This is a genomic window from Zunongwangia mangrovi (assembly GCF_900112105.1).
In the GTDB taxonomy this organism is placed as follows: domain Bacteria; phylum Bacteroidota; class Bacteroidia; order Flavobacteriales; family Flavobacteriaceae; genus Zunongwangia; species Zunongwangia mangrovi.
The window spans coordinates 626,382-649,877 of sequence record NZ_FOKV01000001.1; the positions used below are offsets into that span (position 1 = coordinate 626,382).

At 36.9% G+C, this 23,496-nt stretch carries 26 protein-coding genes; 10 read left to right on the forward strand and 16 right to left on the reverse strand.

Features of this window, described 5'->3' with window-relative positions:
• Window positions 1-92 precede the first annotated feature (92 nt).
• From BM201_RS02860 to BM201_RS02870, 3 genes are read left to right on the forward strand one after another with little or no spacing between them, the layout of a single operon-like run.
• Window positions 93-794, forward strand: a complete 702-nt coding sequence (locus BM201_RS02860; protein ID WP_092539871.1) for a CoA transferase subunit A — start codon at window positions 93-95, stop codon at window positions 792-794.
• Between the two features lie 40 nt (window positions 795-834).
• The gene (locus BM201_RS02865; RefSeq protein ID WP_092539872.1) at window positions 835-1,191 is read left to right on the forward strand and encodes a four helix bundle protein; all 357 of its coding nucleotides are present in this window, start codon (window positions 835-837) and stop codon (window positions 1,189-1,191) included.
• 44 nt (window positions 1,192-1,235) lie between these two features.
• A complete protein-coding gene (locus BM201_RS02870; protein WP_092539873.1) occupies window positions 1,236-1,889 on the forward strand; it encodes a CoA transferase subunit B in 654 nt (217 codons plus the stop codon).
• Here BM201_RS02870 and BM201_RS02875 read toward each other — a convergent pair.
• The 16 genes from BM201_RS02875 to hemA all read right to left on the reverse strand — a co-directional run bounded on the left by BM201_RS02875 (window position 1,884) and on the right by hemA (window position 15,761).
• Window positions 1,884-2,606 (reverse strand): 3'-5' exonuclease, encoded by a 723-nt coding sequence (locus BM201_RS02875; RefSeq protein WP_092539874.1) that lies wholly within the window; start codon window positions 2,604-2,606, stop codon window positions 1,884-1,886. The genes BM201_RS02870 and BM201_RS02875 overlap by 6 nt on opposite strands.
• Before the next feature lie 35 nt (window positions 2,607-2,641).
• Window positions 2,642-4,363 carry a S41 family peptidase gene (locus tag BM201_RS02880; RefSeq protein WP_175486961.1) on the reverse strand — a complete coding sequence of 574 codons (1,722 nt, stop codon included), beginning with the start codon at window positions 4,361-4,363 and terminating at the stop codon, window positions 2,642-2,644.
• 90 nt (window positions 4,364-4,453) lie between these two features.
• Window positions 4,454-5,602 (reverse strand): serine hydrolase domain-containing protein, encoded by a 1,149-nt coding sequence (locus BM201_RS02885; protein ID WP_092539876.1) that lies wholly within the window; start codon window positions 5,600-5,602, stop codon window positions 4,454-4,456.
• A gap of 63 nt (window positions 5,603-5,665) precedes the next feature.
• Window positions 5,666-6,145: a methylated-DNA--[protein]-cysteine S-methyltransferase gene (locus tag BM201_RS02890; RefSeq protein ID WP_092539877.1), complete on the reverse strand. Its 480-nt coding sequence runs from the start codon at window positions 6,143-6,145 to the stop codon at window positions 5,666-5,668.
• A complete protein-coding gene (locus BM201_RS02895) occupies window positions 6,093-7,232 on the reverse strand; it encodes a CNNM domain-containing protein (RefSeq protein ID WP_092539878.1) in 1,140 nt (379 codons plus the stop codon). The genes BM201_RS02890 and BM201_RS02895 overlap by 53 nt, the downstream gene beginning before the upstream one ends.
• Window positions 7,233-7,358: 126 nt before the next feature.
• Window positions 7,359-7,841 (reverse strand): hypothetical protein, encoded by a 483-nt coding sequence (locus BM201_RS02900; RefSeq protein WP_092539879.1) that lies wholly within the window; start codon window positions 7,839-7,841, stop codon window positions 7,359-7,361.
• Window positions 7,842-7,944: 103 nt separating this feature from the next.
• Entirely contained in the window at window positions 7,945-8,298 is a 354-nt protein-coding gene (locus BM201_RS02905; RefSeq protein ID WP_092539880.1) for a hypothetical protein, read from the reverse strand.
• A gap of 238 nt (window positions 8,299-8,536) precedes the next feature.
• The gene (gene hemB / locus BM201_RS02910) at window positions 8,537-9,529 is read right to left on the reverse strand and encodes a porphobilinogen synthase (protein WP_092539881.1); all 993 of its coding nucleotides are present in this window, start codon (window positions 9,527-9,529) and stop codon (window positions 8,537-8,539) included.
• Window positions 9,530-9,561: 32 nt separating this feature from the next.
• Window positions 9,562-9,918, reverse strand: coding sequence for a four helix bundle protein (locus BM201_RS02915; protein ID WP_092539882.1), 357 nt, complete (start codon window positions 9,916-9,918; stop codon window positions 9,562-9,564).
• Window positions 9,919-10,014: 96 nt separating this feature from the next.
• The gene (gene hemF, locus BM201_RS02920) at window positions 10,015-10,917 is read right to left on the reverse strand and encodes an oxygen-dependent coproporphyrinogen oxidase (protein WP_092540604.1); all 903 of its coding nucleotides are present in this window, start codon (window positions 10,915-10,917) and stop codon (window positions 10,015-10,017) included.
• Between the two features lies 1 nt (window position 10,918).
• Complete coding sequence (locus BM201_RS02925) at window positions 10,919-11,317, reverse strand: hypothetical protein (protein ID WP_092539883.1); 399 nt, start codon at window positions 11,315-11,317, stop codon at window positions 10,919-10,921.
• A 9-nt stretch (window positions 11,318-11,326) separates the two neighbouring features.
• Complete coding sequence (locus tag BM201_RS02930; protein WP_092539884.1) at window positions 11,327-11,806, reverse strand: DUF6973 domain-containing protein; 480 nt, start codon at window positions 11,804-11,806, stop codon at window positions 11,327-11,329.
• A complete protein-coding gene (gene hemE, locus BM201_RS02935) occupies window positions 11,806-12,834 on the reverse strand; it encodes a uroporphyrinogen decarboxylase (RefSeq protein WP_092539885.1) in 1,029 nt (342 codons plus the stop codon). The genes BM201_RS02930 and hemE overlap by 1 nt, the downstream gene beginning before the upstream one ends.
• A gap of 106 nt (window positions 12,835-12,940) precedes the next feature.
• Entirely contained in the window at window positions 12,941-13,591 is a 651-nt protein-coding gene (locus BM201_RS02940; RefSeq protein ID WP_092539886.1) for a uroporphyrinogen-III synthase, read from the reverse strand.
• Window positions 13,592-13,596: 5 nt separating this feature from the next.
• Entirely contained in the window at window positions 13,597-14,511 is a 915-nt protein-coding gene (gene hemC / locus BM201_RS02945) for a hydroxymethylbilane synthase (protein ID WP_092539887.1), read from the reverse strand.
• Window positions 14,508-15,761, reverse strand: a complete 1,254-nt coding sequence (hemA, locus tag BM201_RS02950; RefSeq protein WP_092539888.1) for a glutamyl-tRNA reductase — start codon at window positions 15,759-15,761, stop codon at window positions 14,508-14,510. Before hemA ends, hemC begins: the two co-directional genes overlap by 4 nt.
• Window positions 15,762-15,962: 201 nt before the next feature.
• On the opposite strand from hemA, the gene BM201_RS02955 reads away from it, so the two are divergent.
• The 7 genes from BM201_RS02955 (at window position 15,963) to BM201_RS02985 (ending at window position 23,462) form a co-directional block, all read left to right on the forward strand.
• Window positions 15,963-16,859: a helix-turn-helix domain-containing protein gene (locus BM201_RS02955; RefSeq protein ID WP_092539889.1), complete on the forward strand. Its 897-nt coding sequence runs from the start codon at window positions 15,963-15,965 to the stop codon at window positions 16,857-16,859.
• 165 nt (window positions 16,860-17,024) lie between these two features.
• Window positions 17,025-17,732, forward strand: a complete 708-nt coding sequence (locus tag BM201_RS02960; protein WP_245758557.1) for a ThuA domain-containing protein — start codon at window positions 17,025-17,027, stop codon at window positions 17,730-17,732.
• 186 nt (window positions 17,733-17,918) lie between these two features.
• Complete coding sequence (gene hemH / locus BM201_RS02965; protein ID WP_092539890.1) at window positions 17,919-18,953, forward strand: ferrochelatase; 1,035 nt, start codon at window positions 17,919-17,921, stop codon at window positions 18,951-18,953.
• Window positions 18,953-20,302: an MATE family efflux transporter gene (locus BM201_RS02970; protein WP_092539891.1), complete on the forward strand. Its 1,350-nt coding sequence runs from the start codon at window positions 18,953-18,955 to the stop codon at window positions 20,300-20,302. Before hemH ends, BM201_RS02970 begins: the two co-directional genes overlap by 1 nt.
• A 37-nt stretch (window positions 20,303-20,339) precedes the next feature.
• Complete coding sequence (locus tag BM201_RS02975; protein ID WP_092539892.1) at window positions 20,340-20,888, forward strand: CopD family protein; 549 nt, start codon at window positions 20,340-20,342, stop codon at window positions 20,886-20,888.
• A 99-nt stretch (window positions 20,889-20,987) separates the two neighbouring features.
• Window positions 20,988-22,442, forward strand: coding sequence for a sensor histidine kinase (locus tag BM201_RS02980; protein ID WP_092539893.1), 1,455 nt, complete (start codon window positions 20,988-20,990; stop codon window positions 22,440-22,442).
• A 237-nt stretch (window positions 22,443-22,679) separates the two neighbouring features.
• Window positions 22,680-23,462 (forward strand): enoyl-CoA hydratase/isomerase family protein, encoded by a 783-nt coding sequence (locus tag BM201_RS02985; protein WP_092539894.1) that lies wholly within the window; start codon window positions 22,680-22,682, stop codon window positions 23,460-23,462.
• The last annotated feature ends 34 nt before the right edge of the window (window positions 23,463-23,496 follow it).

Below are 23,496 nucleotides of genomic sequence, written 5' to 3' on the forward strand. Positions count from 1 at the left end.
CTAAATATCCAAAATCGATATTTTATTAAGGACTTTTTAAAATATTGCAATTATCTTGAAATTTCTTTATTTTTAAGCTAAAATAGTAATCGATGATTAGTAAAACGGTAAATAATGTTGCAGAAGCCTTAGAAGGTGTTCACGATGGGATGACGTTCATGCTTGGCGGTTTTGGATTAAGCGGAATTCCAGAGAATGCAATTTCAGAATTGGTACGTCTTAATATCAAAAACTTAACCTGTATTTCAAATAATGCCGGAGTTGATGATTTTGGACTCGGATTGTTACTTCAGAAAAAACAGATCGATAAAATGGTATCTTCTTATGTAGGCGAAAATGCTGAATTTGAACGCCAAATGTTGAGTGAAGAGCTGGAAGTTGAATTAATTCCGCAGGGAACATTAGCGGCCAGATGCCAGGCAGCGCAACAGGGTTTTCCGGCTATTTATACTCCTGCCGGTTATGGAACCGAAGTTGCCATGGGAAAAGAAACCCGAGAATTCGATGGCAAAATGTATGTTTTAGAAGAAGCTTTTAAAGCCGATTTTGCATTTATCAAAGCCTGGAAAGGAGATAGAGCCGGGAATTTGATCTTTAAAGGAACCGCAAGAAATTTTAACCCGGTGATGTGTGGCGCAGCAAAAGTAACCGTGGTTGAGGTGGAAGAACTGGTAGAACCCGGCGAATTAGATCCTAATTTTATACATATTCCGGGGATATTTGTACAACGAATTTTTGAAGGAAAAGATTACGAAAAACGAATTGAAAAAAGGACGGTGAGAACGGTAGTGTGATGATGTGGTAATGCGAAAATATGCTAATGAGTTGAGGTGAATGGAGTACAAAAAAGAAAATATTATTTTAAATATATCCTTAGCGTTTGCACTGGGTATAATTGATTATTCCGAACAACTAAAAGAGCAAAAGCATTATGAGATTGCTTCTCAACTTATTAGAAGTGGAACCTCTATTGGCGCAAATATTTGGGAAGCGCAATCTTCAGAAAGCCGAAAGGATTTTGGACATAAATTAAAAATAGCAGATAAGGAAGCAAAAGAAGTTGAGTACTGGCTTTTACTTTGTAAGTCTTCCGAACATATTAAAAATTATGATGAAGAATTGGACGAAAAATTACTTTCAATTCAAAAGTTGCTTAGTCGAATTATTTCAACAAATAAGAGCAGAGGATAATTTAATCGCCAAATTATCACATCATCAAATTAACACATTAAACTATGTTAGATAAAAACGGAATAGCACAGCGTATCGCTAAAGAGGTGAAAGATGGGTTTTATGTAAATCTTGGGATTGGAATTCCTACTTTGGTAGCCAATTTTGTGCGCGATGATATAGAAGTAGAATTTCAGAGTGAAAATGGGATCTTAGGTATGGGGCCATTTCCGATAGAGGGCGAAGAAGATGCCGATTTGATCAATGCCGGGAAACAAACAATTACAGCATTACCGGGAGCAAGTTTTTTTGATTCGGCCTTAAGTTTTGGGATGATTCGCGGGAAGCACGTAGACCTTACGATCTTAGGCGCGATGGAAGTTGCCGAAAATGGAGATATCGCCAACTGGAAAATTCCGGGGAAAATGGTAAAAGGAATGGGGGGCGCGATGGATTTGGTAGCTTCCGCAGAAAATATCATCGTCGCCATGATGCATACCAATAAGGCGGGTCAGTCGAAATTGCTTAAAAAATGTACACTTCCTTTAACCGGTGTGGGTTGTGTGACCAAAATTGTAACCAATCTAGCCGTGATCGAAGTAACCGAAGAAGGATTTAAGCTTCTAGAGCGAGCACCAGGTGTTAGGGTAGACGAAATAATAGCCGCTACGGAAGGAAAACTAATTGTTGAGGGGGAAATCCCAGAGATGAGATTATAAGGAAACAGAGCTGATTTCTGAATCTTTTAAAAGTGTTTCCTGTTTTAGTCGCAATACAATCTGAGCAATCGCAACAACATCACGTTCGCAATATTCGATAATTCTGGATACATTTTTTTCAGTATAAAAAACTTCGTAAACCTGCGAGCCATCGATGTCGTTCTTAGGTGACGGAATTCCCAGTACGTTGGTAAGCAGTTTTAGGGAGGTAAAATGCTTGTAATCGCCAAAACGCCAAAGCTCCATAGTGTCCAGATGCGGAATTTCCCACGGGCGCTTGCCAATACTATTTAATTTCTCCGGAAGTTTAAGATTATGGACAATCATTCGGCGAGCGATAAACGGAAAATCAAATTCTTTACCATTATGGGCGCAGAGAAGATGATAGGTCTTGCTGAAATGTTCGTTTAAAAGTGAGCTGAAATTAACCAAAATCGACTTTTCGTCGCCAGAAAAACTTTTAAGCCTAAAATCACGATTGCCGTCTTTTAAACTTAAAAATCCGACTGAAATACATACAATCTTACCGAATTCGGCCCAGATTCCTGCTCTGGGATAAAACTCAGACGGTGAATATTCCTCTTTCCTAATGTATTTTGTTTTTTCGGCCCAAAGTTCCTGTTTTATTTCATCCAATTCCTCAAATAAAGCATATTCTGGAACGGTTTCAATGTCCAAAAATAAAATATGCTCTAAATTGAGTTTTTGAAGTTGCATAAGTGCTGATTTTCAATATTCTGAAGATACAACTTTTATTTATTAATCACTTCGATTGCTTTTTCCAGAAGTTCGTCTTTACCATTTCTAATTCCTTCTAAGCTGGGTGTTATTTCAATATCAGGAAGAATTCCTATTCGTTGAGTTGGTGAACCGTCTGGGTAGAAAACTCCAATTCCAGAAATTCCGGTAGCTAATCCGCCTGGTAATATGATTCTGGAATAATTACCATCGGCACCGGCAGTAGTACTTCCAATAACAGTGGTGTTAGGTGAAGCCTGAAAGCCCATCGCCGTAAATTCAGCCTGACTTTGAGTACGTTCATCTACCAATAAAACAACTTTTCCCTGGTAAGCAGACTTTTTATTAGAACCTAATTTTTTGCTTCTGTCAAAATTAAACTCGCCTGGATTATTTAGATTCATCGTCGTGAATTTTACGAAGCTATTTCTTTTTGGAACTAAAAATCGACCAAGGGAATAGACAACAAAATCGTTAGGATAATTTCTAATATCCACAACAATTCCTTTTGTATCGATCAATTCTTTTTTAATATCACTAATTTCCTTTTGCTTAATAATTCCAAGATCGATATATCCAATATTATCTTCCAGGATTTTATATGATTTAGTTTCTGAACTTTGCCTGAATAAAAGGTAAAAATCCAGATCGTCATATTTAAAGAGCGGTAACTCGACTTCTTTTAGTCCGTTTTCATTTTTAATTTGAATGTTACTGGAAGATTCTGTATTTCTAAGAATTAGATAACTTATATTTCTTAATCGAGTAGCCTGATTAGATGCCGGGCTGTACGGAATCTTTTCTTCCACAATCTCAGATATTTTCTTACCATTTATTTTTGTGATCACATCTCCAACTTTAACAGGCAATTGATCTATTTTTTCAGATTCATAAATGTCATCTATAACCAGTTGATCATTAATAAAACGAAGATGGACTGGAGGAAAATAAGTGCCCAGTTCTTTGCTAATTTCATTTGTTTCTCCGGCTAAATTGGCATGAGTATCTTTAACTTCTGCGATTAGTTTTAAAAATACTTTCTCATATTCCAACTCGTTTTTGGTTTCCACAAATTCTGGAATGTATTCAGATAAAATGCTATTCCAGTTTTTGTCAATAATATCTTTATAGGGATAGAAATAATGAATAATATTCCAATATCTAAAAAGTCCTACTAGCCTAATTCCTGTTTCAGGATAGGGGATATTCTCATAAGCTTCTTCGTTTAGAAATGCTGGATTTTTTACGTTTTTGCTGGCATAATCTACGTAGTGCATTTTTGATGAAGAGATTCTGTTTTCGTAGATTTCTAATAGTTTATTTTGTAATTCTGCTGAACTTATTTCGGTTGTAATCCATTCATGATCTGGCTTTAGATATGCATCATATTCAGTATCATTTGTTTTGTTCTTCTTAATTTCTCCGAAGGAATTTATCCAATCTAGCAAAATTTGATCACGTTCTTTATTAGTTGAAGCGCTTTTTGTTTCTTCAAGTATTTTGAAAAGTTCGTTGTCCCAATTGTAATTTCCACTGGCTATTTCAGGATGATGGTATTTTAAAAAGCCCCAAACTTCACCTAACAGCGCTAAGTTTTTAACTTCCTGATCATTGATTTTAGTAAATGTAATACCAGATCCTGTTATAGAATCTTTTTGGTACGATTTTGCGGAAAATTTGATTGTCTTCTGGTTGCCGGCAAGGCAAAATGATGAGTTAAGTAACGCTATGATCATAGCGAACTTTAGTATTCTTAAATTCATAAATTTTTGATGGTTGCTTGAAGATATTAACGTAATGCTTATTTAAAAAATTATACAGAAAGCTTATTTTTCTTCCAGCATCTTATAAGCCTCATCAATATATCTATAAAAATCTGGGCTATGTTTCTCTTCTCCTTTACGTTTTAAAAGTCCCTGGCCTAAGCGAACGATGATCAAATCATCTTCAGGAATTACTATAACGTATTGCCCTAAAATTCCGCGCATATAAAAGATTTCTTTGTCTTTGTAGTCACTAAGCCAAAGCCCGTATCCGTAATATGGAGCATCTTTAAATGCCGGATTTTTCATTTTGCGAACAAAAGAAGGATTAATAAGTCGTTGCCCATTCCATTGTCCATTTTGGTTAAAAAGCTTACCAAATTTTGCAAAATCTCGTGCGTTGCTAGCGATACAACAATAAGCTTTTTCCATCCCGCTTTCTTCACTATCGAGTTGCCAAAGTGCGTTGCTTTGCATTCCCAAAGGTTGCCAAAAACTTTCGCTTAAATATTCAGAAAGTGTTTTTTCAGTCGCTTCTTCTAAAACCATTGCTAAAAGCTCTGTGTTTCCGCTAAGATATTTGAACTTTTTACCGGGTGTTCCAGTTACTTCAAGATTTAAAATCAGATCACGAATATTATCATCAAAATAAGCCTTAGCAGTTTGCCCAAAAGGATTATAATAGCTCTCGTCCCAATTAAGCCCGGACGACATCGATGCTAAATCACCCACCGTTAACCGAATATCGAACTGCGGAAAAAAATGACTCACCGGCTCATTAATACTAGTGATATAACCGTCACGGATAGCTTTTCCTAAAAGCGCAACAACTACGCTTTTTGCCATCGAAAACGAGTTGGTTTTACTGTTAACCGAATATTGATCGTAGTATTTTTCAAACCAAATACTGTCGTTTTTAATGATCAAAAAAGCAGCGGTATTTAGTTTTGTGTTTAGTTTTTCTAAGGAATCGGTCGCTTTAACCGAGTTGTAATTTGTGCTTTCTGGCCATGGCTGTGGATGTAGACTATCTGCTTTAATTACGCGGTTATCAAATTCGGGATAATCATCGATATAGGCAGTTTTATGTCCATTTAGATACGTGACTTTAATTCCTTTTAAGATATAATCGTAATCGAAAATATAAAGTAGGGCAACAATCAGGATCAAAATGCCCAAAAAGTACTTTAGAAAGCCTAAAAATTTCTTCATAGCCTAAAATTAAGGATTCTGAAGAAATAATCACTGGCTTTATTAAATACTATCGAAATTCGACTAAAATAAGCTTTGCTGTGGCGAAGGGCTTTCTAATTCCAACAAGTATTTTTTACGATGTAATCCTCCGGCATAACCGGTAAGCGAACCATCACTGCCAATTACACGATGGCAGGGAACAACGATCCAAAGCGGATTTTTACCATTTGCTGAAGCTACTGCTCTTATCGCTTTTGGATCACCAAGTTTTTTAGAAAGCTCCATATAAGAACTGGTCTTCCCAAACGGAATTTCCAATAAGACTTCCCATACTTTTTGCTGAAATTGCGTGCCCTTTGGATTCATTTTAAAATCGAAGCTTTTTCGATCTTTTTCAAAATATTGCAGCAACTGAGATTTTGCCTGGATCACACAATCTGGAAGATCTTTATCCTCCTGAAATTCGATATTTTGATCTTCAATTTTTATTTCGGCAACACCTTCAGTATCACCCGTTATTTTTGCGATCCCCAGCGGTGTCTTCAGATAGGTGCTCTTCATCTTTAAGTTCTTCAGGTTGTGCATCGTCTCTTCTCTGGATCAAACCAATACGTTTGGCGCGGCGCTCCCAGTTTTTACGAGCAAGCTTTTGCATATCTTCGATACTATCACTCTCGTCCATGATCTCCAAACCTAAGAGTGTTTCGATAATATCTTCCATGGTAACCAGTCCAACAACATTTCCAAATTCGTCGGTAACAATAGAAATATGCGTTCGTTTTCTAATAAATATATCAAAAAGATCTGGGATTGGCACTTCAGAAGTAGTAACAAAGATCTCTCGTTTTAGGGTATCTAGTTTTGATTGCCCATTTTGTTTGATCATTTCTTCCAGCACATCATCCTTCAGAATAAAACCTGAAATATTATTCGATTTTTCCTTATAAACCGGAATTCTAGAAAATTTTAAATTTTTATGTGAATGGTGAAAATCTTCAATGCTCATTGATTCATCTTCTGTGATCGCTACAGAAAATGGCGTCATAATATCTTTTGCTTCTACAGATTTAAAAACCAGCATGTTTTTGATCACGGTACTTTCGTTTTCTTCAAAAACGCCTTCTTCTTCGGCAGCTTCTGTGATTGCGGCAAATTCTTCCCGACTCATGGTATTCACTTTGGCCGATTTACCGATCAATCTTGTAGTAAGCATTAATAACCATAAGAGCCCGGTATATTTTAGAGGGGCGATCATAATTCTAAGCGTGTTTGCAGTAAATGCGCCCATTCGATCCCAATAAGTTGCCCCCAGGGTTTTTGGAATTATCTCAGATAGAATTAAAATTCCCAGCGTTAATAATCCAGAAACTATTCCTACTGCATTACTGCCATCTCCAAAAGTCTTTTCGGCCTGTACACCTACCAGAATAGATCCTACGGTATGTGCCACGGTGTTAATGGTTAAAATAGCAATTAAAGGTTTATCGATATCTTTTTTGAAATTCCCTAAAACTTCAGCATACTTTTTACCTTCCTGTCTTTTAATTTTTATGTAAGACGGGGTGAAACTTAGAAGCGCAGCCTCTAAAATAGAGCACATAAAAGAAAAAAATATCGAAAATGCGGCAAATAGCAGGAGTAATCCCATTAGAGTTCTTTGGTTTTTAAGAGATCTAAATTAGGGATTAAATATCTATTTTATTTGAAAGAAATTATAAAATAAGAAAGCTGCTCTAAATTTTAAAGAACAGCTTTCTTTCAACAACTCAACTAATTAAAGACTTGCCTGGATTAGGTTGTTCCAGCGAGAGGCTGTAAATAACTGTGTTTCCATATCACTATTATCGGCGCCATCTTCATCATAAAATAAAATTTCAGAAATTCGTTTATGATTCGATTCAGAAAGTAATTCGATGCTTATTTGTATGATTTTGGTACTTTTTTTATCATTTTCAGTAAAAGAAACACTGCGTTTAATCACACTGGTTTTATTGACCTCAGATAGATCTATAAGTTGATGTTGATTGGCATTTGCCGGTTCAAGGATCAAGAGTTTATGCTGCGCTTTATCTAATCCTAAAACTAAAGCATTAGAAATTTCAATATGATTAAGTTTCATATTGTTCGATTTTGCGAGGTTTTGTAAGGCTTTTTTGTTTCTTTTTTCCTTTAAACCTTGACGATATAATGCGTAAAATATTGGGCCCATAAACAGTACAAATAGGCTTAGACCAATAATGGTTGAAGATGTTTCCATTTTTATATTGAATTTTAATAATTACAATTAGGCGTACAAGTCCTATAGATTAGGATGCACGTTAATTTTGCTGAAAATCAGCACCAAATAATTATTAAATCAATCAGGAGAAAAAGTGAAATGGAAAAATTTGAGCTTCAAGCGTACTTTTTTGATCTCGAAGAAAACTCCACTTAGATTTTAATATTTTCTGCGGAAGTTGACTTGTTTTAAGCTCATAATTACTACTGAAGAATAGGGGAGAAATCCCGGGTTCTTCTTGATCTGTTTGTAGATCGTAGTTTCCCGGCTCTTCAAAAACAAAGGATTTAGTAATATCAGATTGTTGAAAACTAGAAGTATTTTTTTCTGAATCTTGATATACGTAAGCAGAAGTTTGCGGTTGTGAAATTCCTGCGGCGCTTAATAAAGCAATAAGCACCAGCGAAAAAGAGATATGTATTTTGTTGAATTTCACACTGTGAATTTACTAAAAAACCGAATGTGGAAAATTAAAATATTGGTAAAAATCAGCAGCCATCAGCTTTTGGCTATTTTTTCTTAAGTCGAGCTTATAAGCGGTTCGTTAATTGTCGAAAAAAGTAAAGTTCATTCCAGTTTAATTTTGAATAAAAAAACCTCACAGATTTTTAAAATCTGTGAGGTTTAAGTCTATTTTCTAGTATCTAAAAGCGAAGCGTTCTAAGCTCTTTAAACTATCTCTGAAGTAGTTTTGCTGCGTATTTGGCAAAGTAAGTCGAGATAAAATCGGCTCCCGCTCTTTTAATCGCTGTTAGTTGCTCCATCACCACGGCATCGTGATCCAGCCATCCTTTTTCAGCAGCAGCTTTGATCATGGCATATTCACCGCTTACCTGGTATACAGAAATGGGAACATTTACAGTATTTTTTAAATCTCTTACGATATCCAGATAGCATAATCCCGGTTTTACCATAACGATATCTGCGCCTTCTTCGATATCCATTAAAGTTTCACGAATCGCTTCATCACGGTTAGAAGGATCCATTTGGTAAGTTTTTTTATCCTTAGGGATATCCTGAGCATCTACCGGAGCAGAATCCAACGCATCTCTAAATGGCCCATAAAATGCTGAAGCATATTTAGCACTATAACTCATAATTCCAGTATTGAAAAAGCTGTTTTCTTCAAGAATATTGCGCATAGCTAAGATTCGGCCATCCATCATATCACTTGGTGCGACAAAATCGGCACCGGCTTCAGCATGAGATAATGCCATTTTTGCTAAAACTTCTACAGAAGGATCATTTAAAACCTTTCCGTTTTCAATAATTCCGTCGTGACCAAATTCGCTATAAGGATCCAGCGCAACATCAGTCATCACAATCATTTCGGGATTAGTTTCTTTAACCGTTTTGATAGCGCGTTGCATTAAGCCGTTTGGATTTACAGCTTCAGTACCTCGATTGTCCTTTAGTTTTTCTTCAACTTTTACAAAAAGTAACACCGATTTAATACCTAAACTCCATAATTCTTCGACTTCCTTTTTCAGTAAATCAAGGCTATATCGAAAGTATCCCGGCATCGAAGCGATTTCTTGTTTAATGCCGCTTCCTTCTACCACAAATAATGGTGCCTGAAAATCATCTGGAGTTACCAGACTTTCTCTCACTAAGCTACGAATAGCTTCATTTGTACGTAATCTTCGGTTTCTTCTAAGCATAATAATTTTTTTAGCTGTAAGCTTTCAGCGATTAGCCTTTAGCTTGCATTTAAAGTTTTTATAAGAGCGCTAAGCATTTTCTTAATTTTTTCAGTTTGAAGTTGAAGTTTTTCATAGTCTTCAGCACTAATAAAATTAAGGTCTTTACTTAGCAGTATTTGATATTCTAATTCGTTTGCAGAGCCAAAGGAAATATATAGAAACCTGGAGAAGTCTTTATCAGATTTTCTGCCACATCCTTCAGCAATATTTGTAGCTATCGAGCTCGATGATCTTTTAATTTGACTTACCAGATTGAAAGTTTCTTCTCTTGGATATTGGGCAGAGAGTTTATAAACATCTAATGTTAATTGATGCGATTTCTGCCAAACCAGGTATTTCTTATAATCTTTCATCTTTTAAGCTGATTGCTGAAAGCTAAAGGCTGTCAGCTATTTTCTGTCAACCGTAAACTGTCCACCGTAAACTGTCCACCGTAAACTGTCAACTTATTAAACCCACTCTCTCGGTTTTTCCAGCACTTCAATAAGCTTGGCTTCTTCGCTGCCGGGCTCTGGATGGTGATCGTATACCCATTGCACATGCGGTGGTAAACTCATTAAAATACTTTCAATTCGGCCATTGGTTTTTAAACCGAATAATGTTCCTTTATCATGAACCAAATTAAATTCTACATATCTACCGCGTCGCACTTCCTGCCAGTCGCGCTGATCTTGGTTAAATTCAAGGTCTTTTCTTTTTTCAACGATCGGTACGTAAGCTTCCAAAAAGCTGTTGCCAACTTCAGTCACAAAATTATACCAGTCGGTTATACTATGTTTTTCAGAATCTTTCAGGTAGTCAAAAAACAATCCGCCAATTCCTCTGGCTTCATCACGATGCGCATTCCAAAAATATTCATCACATTTTTTCTTGTATTCAGGATAAAATTTAGGATCGTGCTTATCGCAGGCATTTTTCGATGTTTGATGAAAATGAATCGCATCTTCTTCAAAAAGATAATAAGGTGTAAGATCCTGCCCGCCGCCAAACCACTGGTCTAGCGTGTTTCCTTCTTTATCGTACATTTCAAAATAACGCCAATTGGCATGAACGGTAGGAACCATAGGATTTTTAGGATGAATCACTAAACTTAATCCGCAGGCAAAAAAGTTAACATCGCCAACATTAAAATATTTTTGCATCGCAGGATTTAAAGGCCCGTGAACTGCTGAAATATTAACACCTCCTTTTTCAAAAACATTTCCGTTTTCGATCACTCGCGTGCGGCCACCGCCACCTTCTTTACGTTTCCAAAGGTCTTCTTTAAACTTTGCTTTTCCGTCGATTTCCTCCAGTTTCGAAGTTATGGTGTCCTGGAGATCCTGTATATATTGATAAAATTGGTCTTTCATGCTAATCATTTATCCAACTTCTAGCTTCATTAATTTTTTGTGTGAGACTAAATGAAAAAGTGCGACTTACCTCTTGTGCAGTTTTATAAATTAGAAGCGTTTTTTGTGCAAGATCGGCTTGTTTTTCTTCGGCTTCTAACTCGATACTTCCTAGAAGAATATCACCAAGCGCTTCGTAATGCGAAAACTCTAAGTCGAGATTCGCTAAAATCTCCATTAATTTTTCTTCAGGAAGATTTTCGATCTCATTTAAGCCAATGCTAAGTGCTTCTTTAAGTTTTCGATCTAGATTAAGCCGAATTTCCTCCCATTCTTCAGGGATATGGCCCATTTCCATGATCGATCGCAGCTGCTCGTCGATGCGTTCTTTTTCTTCGTCCCGGTAATTTTTGTTCAGCATAATCTTAGGTTATTCTTCTATAAAAACAAGCTGATTTTTATCGAATTTCGATAGCTCTGGTTCTGTAATTTTTACTGCGGAATCCATTAAATCCTGAAGGCTTTCAACTGCATTTTCTTCAGGATTATTGCTGAAGATATTGCGCCCCACATCATTATTATGAAGATCCATTGCTCGCGCTAAAGCTTTATTAGGAGCCATTCGCTCATGCAGATCAGTGATTTTTTTTGCCCAGATTATCGATTCTTCAACCGAATTATTTTTCTGAAAAACTTTTTCAGCAATCAAAAAGTTCCAGTAGGCGTGCCTAAAAGCGTTTTCCCGATTATCCTGATAATGTTTTTTCCCAAAAAGCCTGTCGCAAAGTTTTAACGTTTCTCTGGTAGCGCGATAGGTTGGGAAAATATAAAGTGGTTGGGGCAGGAATAACTTCAGCAGAATAAAGATCTCTTTAAAATTAAGCTGCCGTATTCTTGCCTCAATTGCCATTATCTAGGTTTGTATTCTTTAACCGCGTCTACAAATGCCTGCGCATTTCTAACCGGAATATCTGGTAAAATGCCGTGTCCCAAATTGGCGATATAGCGGTCTTTACCAAATTCGTCGATCATTTGGGTGGTCATTTTCTTAATTTCCTGTGGGGTAGAATATAATCGTGAAGGATCAAAATTTCCCTGAAGCGTTATTTGCCCACCACTTAAGTACCTTGCGTTAATTGCAGAGCACGTCCAGTCTACACCCAAAGCAGCAGCGCCAGATTGTGACATTTCCTTTAATGCGAACCAACAACCTTTACCATAAGCAATTACAGGAATCTCATCTTTTAAAGCATCGATGATCTGCTGAATATATTTCCAGGAATAGGTTTGATAATCTGTTGGAGAAAGTAAACCTCCCCACGAATCAAAGATCTGTATCGCATCGACACCAGCTTTTACTTTTCCTTTTAGGTAAGCGATTGTGGTATCGGTGATTTTTTGAAGTAATACCTGTGCCGCGTCTGGGCGTTTAAAACAAAATTCTTTTGCTTTATCAAAATTCTTAGAGCCCTGTCCCTGCACCAGGTAACATAAGATCGTCCACGGTGAACCTGCAAATCCAATTAACGGAACTTCATCGTTAAGACGTTCTTTGGTTAATTTTATAGCGTCATAGACATAGCCCAATTCTTCGTAAACATCTGGAACGATAATGTCGTTAACATCAAGCGGACTGCGAACCGGGTTTGGTAAAAAAGGACCTACACCAGGTTTCATCTCAATTTCTACGTTCATTGCTTGTGGCACCACCAAAATATCACTAAATAAAATGGCAGCATCTGTACCAACCTGCTCTATCGGCATCGTCGTAATTTCTGCAGCAAGTTCTGGCGTGCGACAACGTGTAAAGAAATCGTATTTTTCTTTTAGCTTCATAAAATCTGGTAAGTAGCGACCTGCCTGGCGCATCATCCAAACTGGTGGGCGCTCTACCGTTTCTCCTTTTAAAGCTCTTAAGAAAAGATCGTTTTTAATCATGTTTTTGTTGTTTATCTTCAATGTATTCCCCACTAAAAAGAGGGGAAGATTTTTCCCTCATCGAGGGATTTAAATTTAACCTTTATTCTTCAAATTAAGCCTGAAGCTATTGTTTATTATATTTCTTCACTACCTGAACGATTACATTTTCAATGCTTGGCTGGGTAGCTGTTATTATGTTTTTGGTATATTTTTTTACAGAATTTTCCGTGGTTGTTCCAATGCAAAATGCCGTAGCTTCTCCTATTTTATTTTTGCTGAAGTAACTTTCTAAACCACTTGGGCTAAAGAATAAAACGCCATCGAACTCCTGCTTAAATTCGGCAAAATTGAGGCTTGTTTTATACACTTCAACTTCTTCAAAAGATACTTGTTTTTGTTTTAGCTGAAGTGGTAGCTCGTCTCTACGTTTATTTCCGCAGAAAAAAGTAAAGTGCTTATTTTGATGATTTTCGATGATTTTTTCAGCTAATACTGAAGCATTATCGGCAACTTCAGCAATTTCAATATCATTTTCCTTTAGCAAGGCTGCAGTTTTAGATCCCACCACAAATGCTTTCTCGATCTTTACTTTATCCTTAATAACTTTAAACGCATTTTTACTCGTGATAATGGCATTTTGTATGCGGTCGATATTCGATGAAAATGGGATAAATTCTATGTTTATGGCGTTGTATTCCACTAATCCAATTTTGGCGCCAAGCAGTAATTGCTTTTGCGAAACGCTAAGTTTTTTTGTGGAAAGTACAGTGGCCATAAGCCTTAGTTTAAAACTTCCTTGATTTGTTTCATCAGTTCAGCGCCACCTTTGGCAAGAATTTCTTCAGCACAAAATTTCCCGAATCCGGTAACATTATCGGCAGCGATTCTTTTTTCGACTTCGATCTTTTGCGAACCATCCAAGCTAAAAAGAGCACCCTTAAAATGTAGAATATCGTCGTTATCCATCTTCGCTAAAGCCCCGATAGGTGCGGTACAGCCACCTTCTAAAGTGCGTAAAAATTCACGTTCTACATGAACTTCAAGATCTGTTTGATAATGATTTAACGCGCCAAGTGCTGTTCTGGTAAATTCATCTTTCTCTAAAGCCACAACCAGCATGGCACCCTGTGCAGGTGCAGGAATCATCCAGTCGAGATCGATAAAATTTTCAGGTTTTATTTCGATTCTTTCCAATCCGGCAGCGGCAAAAATGGCTCCGTTCCAATCATTATCTTCCAGCTTTTGCATTCGCGTATTTACATTTCCGCGAAGATCTACCACATTATGATTTGGATAGCGATTAAGCCATTGCGATTTTCTACGTAAACTTCCGGTAGCGATCGTTCCTTCAGCCTCTAAAAAGTCGGTACCTTTATGAATAAGAATATCCTGCGTATTTGCACGTTTTAGAACGGCCGCTTCTACAATTCCTTTGGGTAAAGCCGTTGGGACATCTTTCATAGAATGAACCGCGATATCTACTTTGCCGGTAAGCATGGCAACATCGAGCGTTTTGGTGAAAATCCCGGTGATGCCCATTTCATAAAGCGGAACATCTAAATTTAGATCTCCAGTAGATTTTACGGGAACAAGTTCGGTTTGATGCCCTAATTTTTCAAGTGCAGATTGTACAGTTTTTGCCTGCCACAAGGCCAGTTCGCTGTCTCGTGTTCCTATGCGTATCACTTTATTCATCGTACTTGTTCTTCTAACTGAAAGACTTTTTGGATAAGTTCTAAGCTTTCGTCTGTAGTGTTGCTATCTTCTTTAAGATGATTAGCGAAATGCTTCATGATCTTTTGGATGATCCTGTTGCTTACGATTTCGGCCTGTTCATCGTTAAAATCAGCTATTTTTTTACGCTGAAAATCAAGTTCAGCGTCTTTCATTGATCGTAGTTTTTTCTTCAGTGCTTTAATGGTTGGCGCAAATTTGCGAGTTTCCAGCCATTTGTTGAATTCACTTTCTACTTCAACAATAATTGCTTCAGCTTCAGGAATAAATTTTCTACGACGTTGAAGGGTTTCGTCAGTAATCTGAGAAAGATGATCTAAATGAACCAATCTTACATTATCCAGTTCTTCAACATCCTCAGCAACATTTTTAGGGATAGAAAGATCCAGGATCAGCAAATCCTTTTTACAATAAATAAGTTCTTTACTAATCGTTGGATTTTGTGCTCCTGTAGCTACGATAAGAACATCTGTATTTCTAATTTCAGCCTGTAGATCGGCATAATCTTTAACCGTTAAACTAAATTTTCCGGCAATTTTTTCAGCCTTATCTTTAGTTCGGTTAATTAAAGTGATGTGCTTATTTTGAGTGTGTTTAATAAGATTTTCGCAGGTATTTCGGCCAATTTTACCGGTCCCGAAGAGTAAAATATTCTTGTTAGAAATATCGTCTACATTTTTTAATATATACTGAACGGAAGCAAAAGAAACTGAAGTTGCTCCTGAAGAAATTTCGGTTTCATTCTTAATACGTTTACTGGCTTGGATCACGGCATTTACCAAACGCTCTGTAAAGGCATTCGATAAACCTATTTTTTTAGACTGGGCAAAAGCAATTCGTAACTGACTAATAATTTCGAAGTCGCCAAGAATCTGGCTATCTAAGCCAGTTCCCACTCTAAACATATGAGAGATCGCCTGCTTGTTTTTGTAAACATAGGCTACTTTCTCAAATTCTTCTACCGTGCCGTGGGTGTGCTCACATAAGAGTTTGATGAGCTGAAAAGGATGTGCGGCAAAGCCATAAACCTCTGTACGATTACACGTTGAGGTTGCCAAAACTCCGTCTATACCTTCTTTCTTCGCCTGCTCTAACAACCTGGTTTTAGCTTCTTCATTTAGACTAAAATGTCCTCTAATTTCAGCATCTGCTTTTTTATAGCTAAGACCAATGATGTAAAAATGTCTTCCTTTAGAAATCGAACTTTCCATGAACTTTTAGGGATTGCGAGGCAAAATTAAAATATTGTTAACGTAAAAAATAACGCTCAAAGTACTATTTGTGTCGCTAACAGGGATTTTAGTATATTTATGATCGTAAATGCTTGAAATAGCATAGTTTTGTAGTATTAATGAACGCTAAGAACGTATTAGTTTAGATTGTTTCTAAATAAATAATAGTATTTTTAAACGATGGAAGAGGAAAAAAATATCGCTGTAAGTTTAACGGAAGAGACTAAAGTAGAAGAAGGTTTTCATATTTTAAAGTTTCAGAACGAAACTTCTGATAAACAGATTGTTGAACGTGAAGTAGACACCAGTTTTATACAATTTCACTTTAATGTAAAGGGAGAAAGTAAATTCTTATTTAACGAAGGTCGATACGAACTTCCGTTGGCTGAAGAAAAATCGCTTATTTTATATAATCCGCAGCGAAACTTACCGCTAAATCTGATTTTAGGGCCTAAATCCTGGTTAATTTCACTGGTTATTTCGATAAAGAAATTTCACGCGTTATTTTCTGAAGAAGCTAATTATATTTCGTTTTTAAGCACAGAGAACAAGGATAAAAAATACTATAAAGATTCACCAATATCACCTTCGATGGCGATCGTTCTAAACCAGGTGATGAATTTTAATCTTACACCAACCATAAAAAGCCTTTATTTTAAAGCCAAAGCTTACGAGTTGCTGAGTCTTTATTTTAACAGGGCAGAAGATGCAAATGTTGAGCAATGTCCGTTTTTAAGTGATGAAGAAAATATCCTAAAAATTAGGAGAGCAAAAGACATCGTAATCGCTAGAATGGCCGAGCCACCATCTTTACAAGAACTTTCAGACGAAATAAACCTAAGTTTAAAGAAATTGAAAGAGGGTTTTAAGCAGATCTATGGTGATTCGGTTTACAGTTTTCTATTTGATTACAAAATGGAATATGCCCGCAAATTATTGGATAGCGGCGAATATAATGTGAACGAAGTCGGTTTAAAGGTAGGTTACAGCACCGCTAGTCATTTTATTGCAGCTTTTAAAAAGAAATTTGGCACTACGCCAAAAAAATATTTAATGTCTTTACCGGCAACGCATTAATTAAGAAAATAGACTTTTTTCAATTTGAAAAGGCGGTGATGTGTCGATCAGATAATTGAGAGTCAGAATATAAAAAATCAGGATGAAAAATTAAATTTTGAATTTTAGCTGAAAGCTGATAATTGTTCGCTTAAAGCTTTTATAATCCGTCAACTTCAATACAAAATGAAACTCCAAAAACTCTTTTTTCTGCTCTTAATTTTCTGTTTTACGCTGGGAAATGCACAGCAAAAATTATCGATTTTCTATAAAACAGCTGGTTTTAAGCATGAATCTATTCCAACGGGAATTGCTGCTTTAGAAGAAATTGCAGAAAAAAATAATTGGACGATTAATGCGACAAAGGATGCAGAAAAATTTGTTTCAGAATTATCGAATATCGATGCAGTGATTTTTCTAAGTACAACTGGAGATGTTTTTACTGAAGATCAGCAGGAAAAATTCAGAAAATATATTGAAAATGGCGGTAATTTCTTCGGAATTCATGCCGCTTCAGATACCGAATATGATTGGCCGTGGTACGGAAAGTTTATTGGCGCTTATTTTGAAAGTCATCCGCATATCCAGCAAGCTGAAGTTGTAGTAGAAATGCCAGATCACCCTACAGTTGCTCATTTACCCAAAGTTTGGAAGCGTACAGACGAGTGGTATAACTTCAAAAATATAAATCCGGATCTCCAGGTGTTGCTTCAGCTAAACGAGACATCATATGAAGGTGGCAAAAATGGCGAATTTCACCCGCACGCATGGTTTCAGGAATTTGAAGATGGCGGAAAAATGATCTATACCGGTGGTGGGCACACTGCAGCATCTTATAACGAGCCACTTTTTAGAGAACATTTAGTAAAATGTATTCAGTTCCTATTAAAATAAAATTCTTCCAAAAACATCGAATATCAGTATTGTGTCATATTTCATCTAAATTTTTTAGAACTCAATAGCTTTAAGTCTTCATCTAAGGAGCAAAATTTTAGCTATTGTTTAATAAAAAAGTATAATACTAATTTATAGTTGAACAAATTTATAGGCTTAACTTTGTAATGCAAAAAAGAGAAAGACATGAGCAAAGGCGTACTTTTAGTTAATCTGGGATCCCCCGATAGCACAGATCCAAAAGACGTAAAAAAATATCTTGGTGAATTTTTAATGGACGAGCGCGTAATCGATGTGCCTTACGTGTTCCGTTCGTTGTTAGTAAAAGGAATTATCCTGAATACCCGACCAAAAAAATCTGCCGAGGCTTACCAAAAAATCTGGTGGGAAGAAGGTTCGCCATTAATTGTTCTTTCTGAAAGATTACAGGAAAAAGTTGATAAAATGACCTCGGTGCCAATTGCTTTGGCTATGCGCTACGGAACGCCAAGTATCTACGATGGTTTAAAAGAACTTAGAGAAAAAGGAGTAGACGAAGTGTTGCTTTTCCCGTTGTATCCACAATTTGCAATGGCAACCACCGAAACTATTTTGGTGCTGGCTGAACAGTTACGCCAAAAGCATTTCCCAGACATGAAGTTTACTTCGGTTCCGGCATTTTATAATCATCCAGATTATATTCGTGTTTTGGGAAATAGTATTCAGGAGCGATTACAAAATCTGGATTTTGAGCATTTATTGTTCTCCTATCACGGAGTTCCAGAGCGTCATATCAGGAAAAGTGATATCACAAATTCGCATTGTAAGATCGATGGTAGTTGTTGCCAAACAGCATCTTCTGCACATCAATTTTGTTACCGTCACCAATGCTACGAAACCACAAGACTAGTAGCTGAATATTTAAATCTAAAAGAAGGAACTTACAGTGTAAGCTTTCAATCCAGATTAGGATTCGATCCATGGTTAAAACCATATACCGATAGAACGATAGAGCGTTTTGGAAAACAAGGCATCAAAAAAATGGCCATTGTTACTCCGGCTTTTGTTTCAGACTGTTTAGAAACTCTGGAAGAAATTGCGATGGAAGGGCAAGAAATTTTTCATGAAGTCGGGGGAAAAGAATTTACCGTAGTTCCTTGCTTAAATGATCGTGAAGACTGGGTTAAAATGCTGTCTCGCTGGGTAGACGAGTGGGCGCATCAAAAACCCGTTGAAGCATAATGGCAAAAGTAAGCTCTGAAGCGCTTGGAAATGAATCCATAGGTAAACTTTTAATTCGGCAGGCACTACCCGCATCTGTTGGAATTTTGGTGATGTCGCTAAATATCCTGGTAGATACCATTTTTGTGGGAAACTGGATTGGTTCTACTGCGATAGCCGCAATTAATGTGGTTTTACCTATTTCATTTTTTATTGCTGCTTTGGGGATGAGTATCGGGATTGGAGGTTCTTCAATCATCTCCCGTGCACTTGGTGCAGATAACGATAAAAAAGCACGTAAAACCTTTGGTAATCAAATTACACTAACACTTTTGTTATGTGTTAGTTTGGTGATTTTGGGCCTTACTTTTATCAATGAGCTTATTCCTGCTTTTGGTGGGAAAGGTGATATTTTTGAACCTGCAAAGATCTATTACCGCATTGTTCTGTACGGAGTGCCAATTTTGGCGCTTAACATGATGGGCAATAATGTAATTAGAGCTGAAGGAAAACCAAATTTCGCCATGATCTCGATGATTATTCCTTCCGTAGGAAATATTATAGGCGATTATCTTTTTATAAATGTAATGGATCTTGGAATGTATGGCGCTGCCTGGGCAACTACAGGATCTTATATGGTTTGTTTCCTGTATATTTTCTGGTTTTTTGTCTTCTCTGGTAAATCTGAGTTAAAGATCGATTTTAGTCATTTTAGGCTAGATTTTCCTATTCTTCGTGAGATTGGTTCTCTGGGATTTGTAACGCTTGCACGACAGGCGGTGGTGAGTATTATTTATTTACTAATGAATAATATTCTTTTTGATCTGGCTGGTGAAGACGGAGTTGCTGTTTATGCGATCATTGGTAGAATGCTGATGTTTGCTTTATTTCCGGTTTTGGGAATTACACAGGGATTTTTACCAATTGCCGGCTATAATTACGGTGCTCAAAAGTATGGCAGAGTCCGCAGTTCTATCAATAGAGCGATCCTATATGCTTGTTTAATGGGGTGCGTGGTTTTTGGTTTAATCATGGGGTTTTCAAAAGAAATCGCCATGATCTTTACCCAAAATGAAGCTATTATCGAGCGTACACCTGGTGCTATGCGTTGGGTTTTTGCAGCAACGCCAATTATCGCCTTACAACTTATTGGCGCGGCATATTTTCAGGCGATAGGAAAAGCAGTTCCGGCTTTATTATTAACGCTTTCCAGACAGGGATTTTTCTTTATTCCGCTTATTTTAATTTTACCGAATTACTACGGAGAATTAGGTGTTTGGATAAGTTTCCCGATTGCCGATGTGCTTTCAACCATTGTAACGGGTTATTTTGTAAATCGTGAAATCAGGCATAATTTAAAACACGATTAATAGAAAAGCTTTTAATTTGTATCCTAAATAGCAGCCTTTGGAATATTATAATTACATAAAATCGCTTCATCTTATTTTTGTGATCACCTGGTTTGCCGGGCTTTTTTATATTCCGCGATTGTTTGTATACCAGATTGAAGCTTTTGATAAACCCGAACCCGATAAGTCGATTTTAGGAACACAGCTAAAACTTATGGCTAAGCGTTTATGGTTTATTATTACCTGGCCATCGGCAATCCTAGCAACTTTATTCGCAATAATCTTATTGATCATGCAGCCCGTTTGGTTGCAACAGGGATGGATGCATGTAAAGCTTGGTTTTGTGATTTTGCTAATTGCTTATCATTTAAAAACGCATCATATTTTTAAACAACTTCAGGTTGATAAAGTAAAATATACTTCAGGACAAATGCGTCTTTGGAACGAAGGTTCTACTGTGATCTTGTTTTCGGTAATATTTCTGGTAATTGTTAGAAATGCGCTGAATTGGATCTACGGAGTAATAGGAATTTTTGCATTGGGAATTCTACTAATGCTCGGAATCAAATTATATAAAAAGATACGCTCTAAAAACCCCAATGCGTAATTGGTGTGATAATTGATTCTTTTCTGAAAAAATAATTTAGTCTGAAATCATCGAATATCAACCCAATGATTTTGATTAATTTGAGGTAACTGGCAATTTATGAAGCTTTTAAAATTATCCTTACGTACGCGTATCTTTATTTCCATGATCCTTCTGGTGTTGGGAGCTTCTATTTTGATCGCCGGTGTCACCGTTTACCAATATAAAGAAGAAGCTGAGGCTTATCACCGTGAACGACTGGAACGAAAAGAAACAGCAATACGTGAGAATATCAACTTTGTGCTGGCCAGTACTACCTACATGGTAAATACTGAAAATATTCCTTCCATTTTTAAACAAAATCAAAAGATCTACGAGATGTCTCAGGTGCATGAGATGCAGATCAATATTTATGATCTTGAAGGAAGTTTATTGATAAGTTCTAAAGAGAATTTTTTTAAAGACACTACAGATTACCAGATCGATAAACCGATTTTAGCCAAATTAGATGCTTCTTCTAATCGGCGATATTTATTGAAAGGAGAAACGAATGGCGAGAAATTTCAGTCGTCTTACACTTATATTACAGATCAGCGTTTTAAACCTTTGGCGATCTTGTATTTGCCCTATCTTCAGGATGATAGTGTATTAAATCGAGACCTTAACGATTTCTTGATGCGTCTTGGTGAAGTGTATCTTTTTATGCTGGCTTTGGCCATTATTTTGTCTTATTTCCTTTCAAAATATATCACGAAATCTTTAAAGATAATTTCAGAAAAGATCAATCAAACACGTTTAGATAAGCGAAACCAAAAGATCGAGCTCAGTAATGCTTCTGAAGAGATCTATGCATTAATTTCAGCATATAATTCTATGATCGACGAGCTGGAAGAAAGTGCCGTAAAACTGGCCACCAGTGAACGAGAACAGGCATGGAGAGAAATGGCAAAGCAAGTAGCACATGAAATTAAAAATCCGCTTACGCCAATGCGATTAAGTGTGCAGAGTTTTGAGCGTAGATTCGATCGCCATGATCCCGAAATTGAACATAAAGTCAATGAATTTTGTGACACCTTGATCAACCAAATCGATACGATGAGTTCGATCGCTTCAGCATTTTCAAACTTTGCAAAAATGCCTGCGCAGCAAAACGAAACCTTAAATGTGCCTAAGATCACCAAACTGGCGCTTGATATTTTCAACGAAAATTATATTGTCTTTAATTCAGAAAAAGAAGAAATTTTAGCCAAATTCGATCGTACGCAACTCATCCGCGTAGTGACCAATCTGGTGAAAAATGCTATCCAGGCGATGGATGAAACCGAAGATCCAAAGATCGTGGTGAGCATCGACGAAGAGCCGGATAATGTATGTATTAGTGTTTGTGATAACGGGCAGGGAATTACAGAAGAAAATCGCGAAAAGATTTTTGAGCCTAAATTTACTACCAAAAGCAGCGGAATGGGATTGGGGCTTGCCATGGTTAAAAACATCGTAGAAACTTATAAAGGAAGTATAAATTTTACTTCAAAACCAGGCAAAGGAACTATCTTTAAAGTCCGTTTTCCTAAATAACATAATTTTTGGTGTTTGGGAAGACAGGTTCAAAATGCTACCTTTAATAAAAAATTGAATAGATCATAATTAGGTGTGGTCACCCTGAACTTGATTCAGGGTCTCATCACAATAGTTCGGTTTTCAATACAGTATGAGATTCCGGATCAAGCCCGCCTGCCGGACGGACAGGTCCGGAATGACGAACACAACCAATTATTACAAATTACGGACAATCAAAAATAAAAAACCAACACGATGAGTTACCAAAATATTTTAGTTGAAGAAGAGAATGAGATCCTTTACATTACTATCGATCGTCCTTCTAAACTTAATGCTTTAAATAAAGACACGATACAAGAACTTCACGAAGCTTTTTCTGAAGCTAAAGATGATGAAGATGTAAAATTGATTATTTTAACCGGAAGTGGTGAAAAGGCGTTTGTTGCCGGTGCCGATATTAGCGAGTTTGCCGACTTTTCTCCGGAAGAAGGAAAGCAGTTAGCAGCGGAAGGTCAGGCGAAATTGTTTGATTTTGTGGCAAATTTTCCAAAACCGGTAATTGCAGCGGTGAATGGATTTGCATTAGGCGGCGGATTGGAATTAGCGATGGCAGCACATTTTAGAGTAGCTTCTGAAAATGCTAAAATGGGATTGCCTGAAGTTTCTTTGGGCGTAATTCCTGGTTATGGCGGTACACAGCGGTTGACGCAAATCGTAGGTAAAGGTCGCGCTATGGAAATGATCATGACGGCCGGAATGATCGATGCTAATCAGGCTTTGCAATATAATTTAGTAAACCATGTAACCACCCAGGAAGAGCTTTTAGAATTTACTGAAAAGCTAGCCGGGAAGATCCTTAAAAATTCTTTGGTTGCTATTGAAGGAGCGATAAAAGCGATTAATGCGAGCTATGAAAAAGGCGTTAATGGATTTGAGGTTGAAATCAACGAATTTGGAAATGCTTTTGGAACCGAAGATTTTAAAGAAGGAACTTCAGCTTTCTTGAATAAACGAAAAGCAGAATTTCCCGGAAAATAGAAACTGACCCTTATCGACAAATTTGGATTTACGC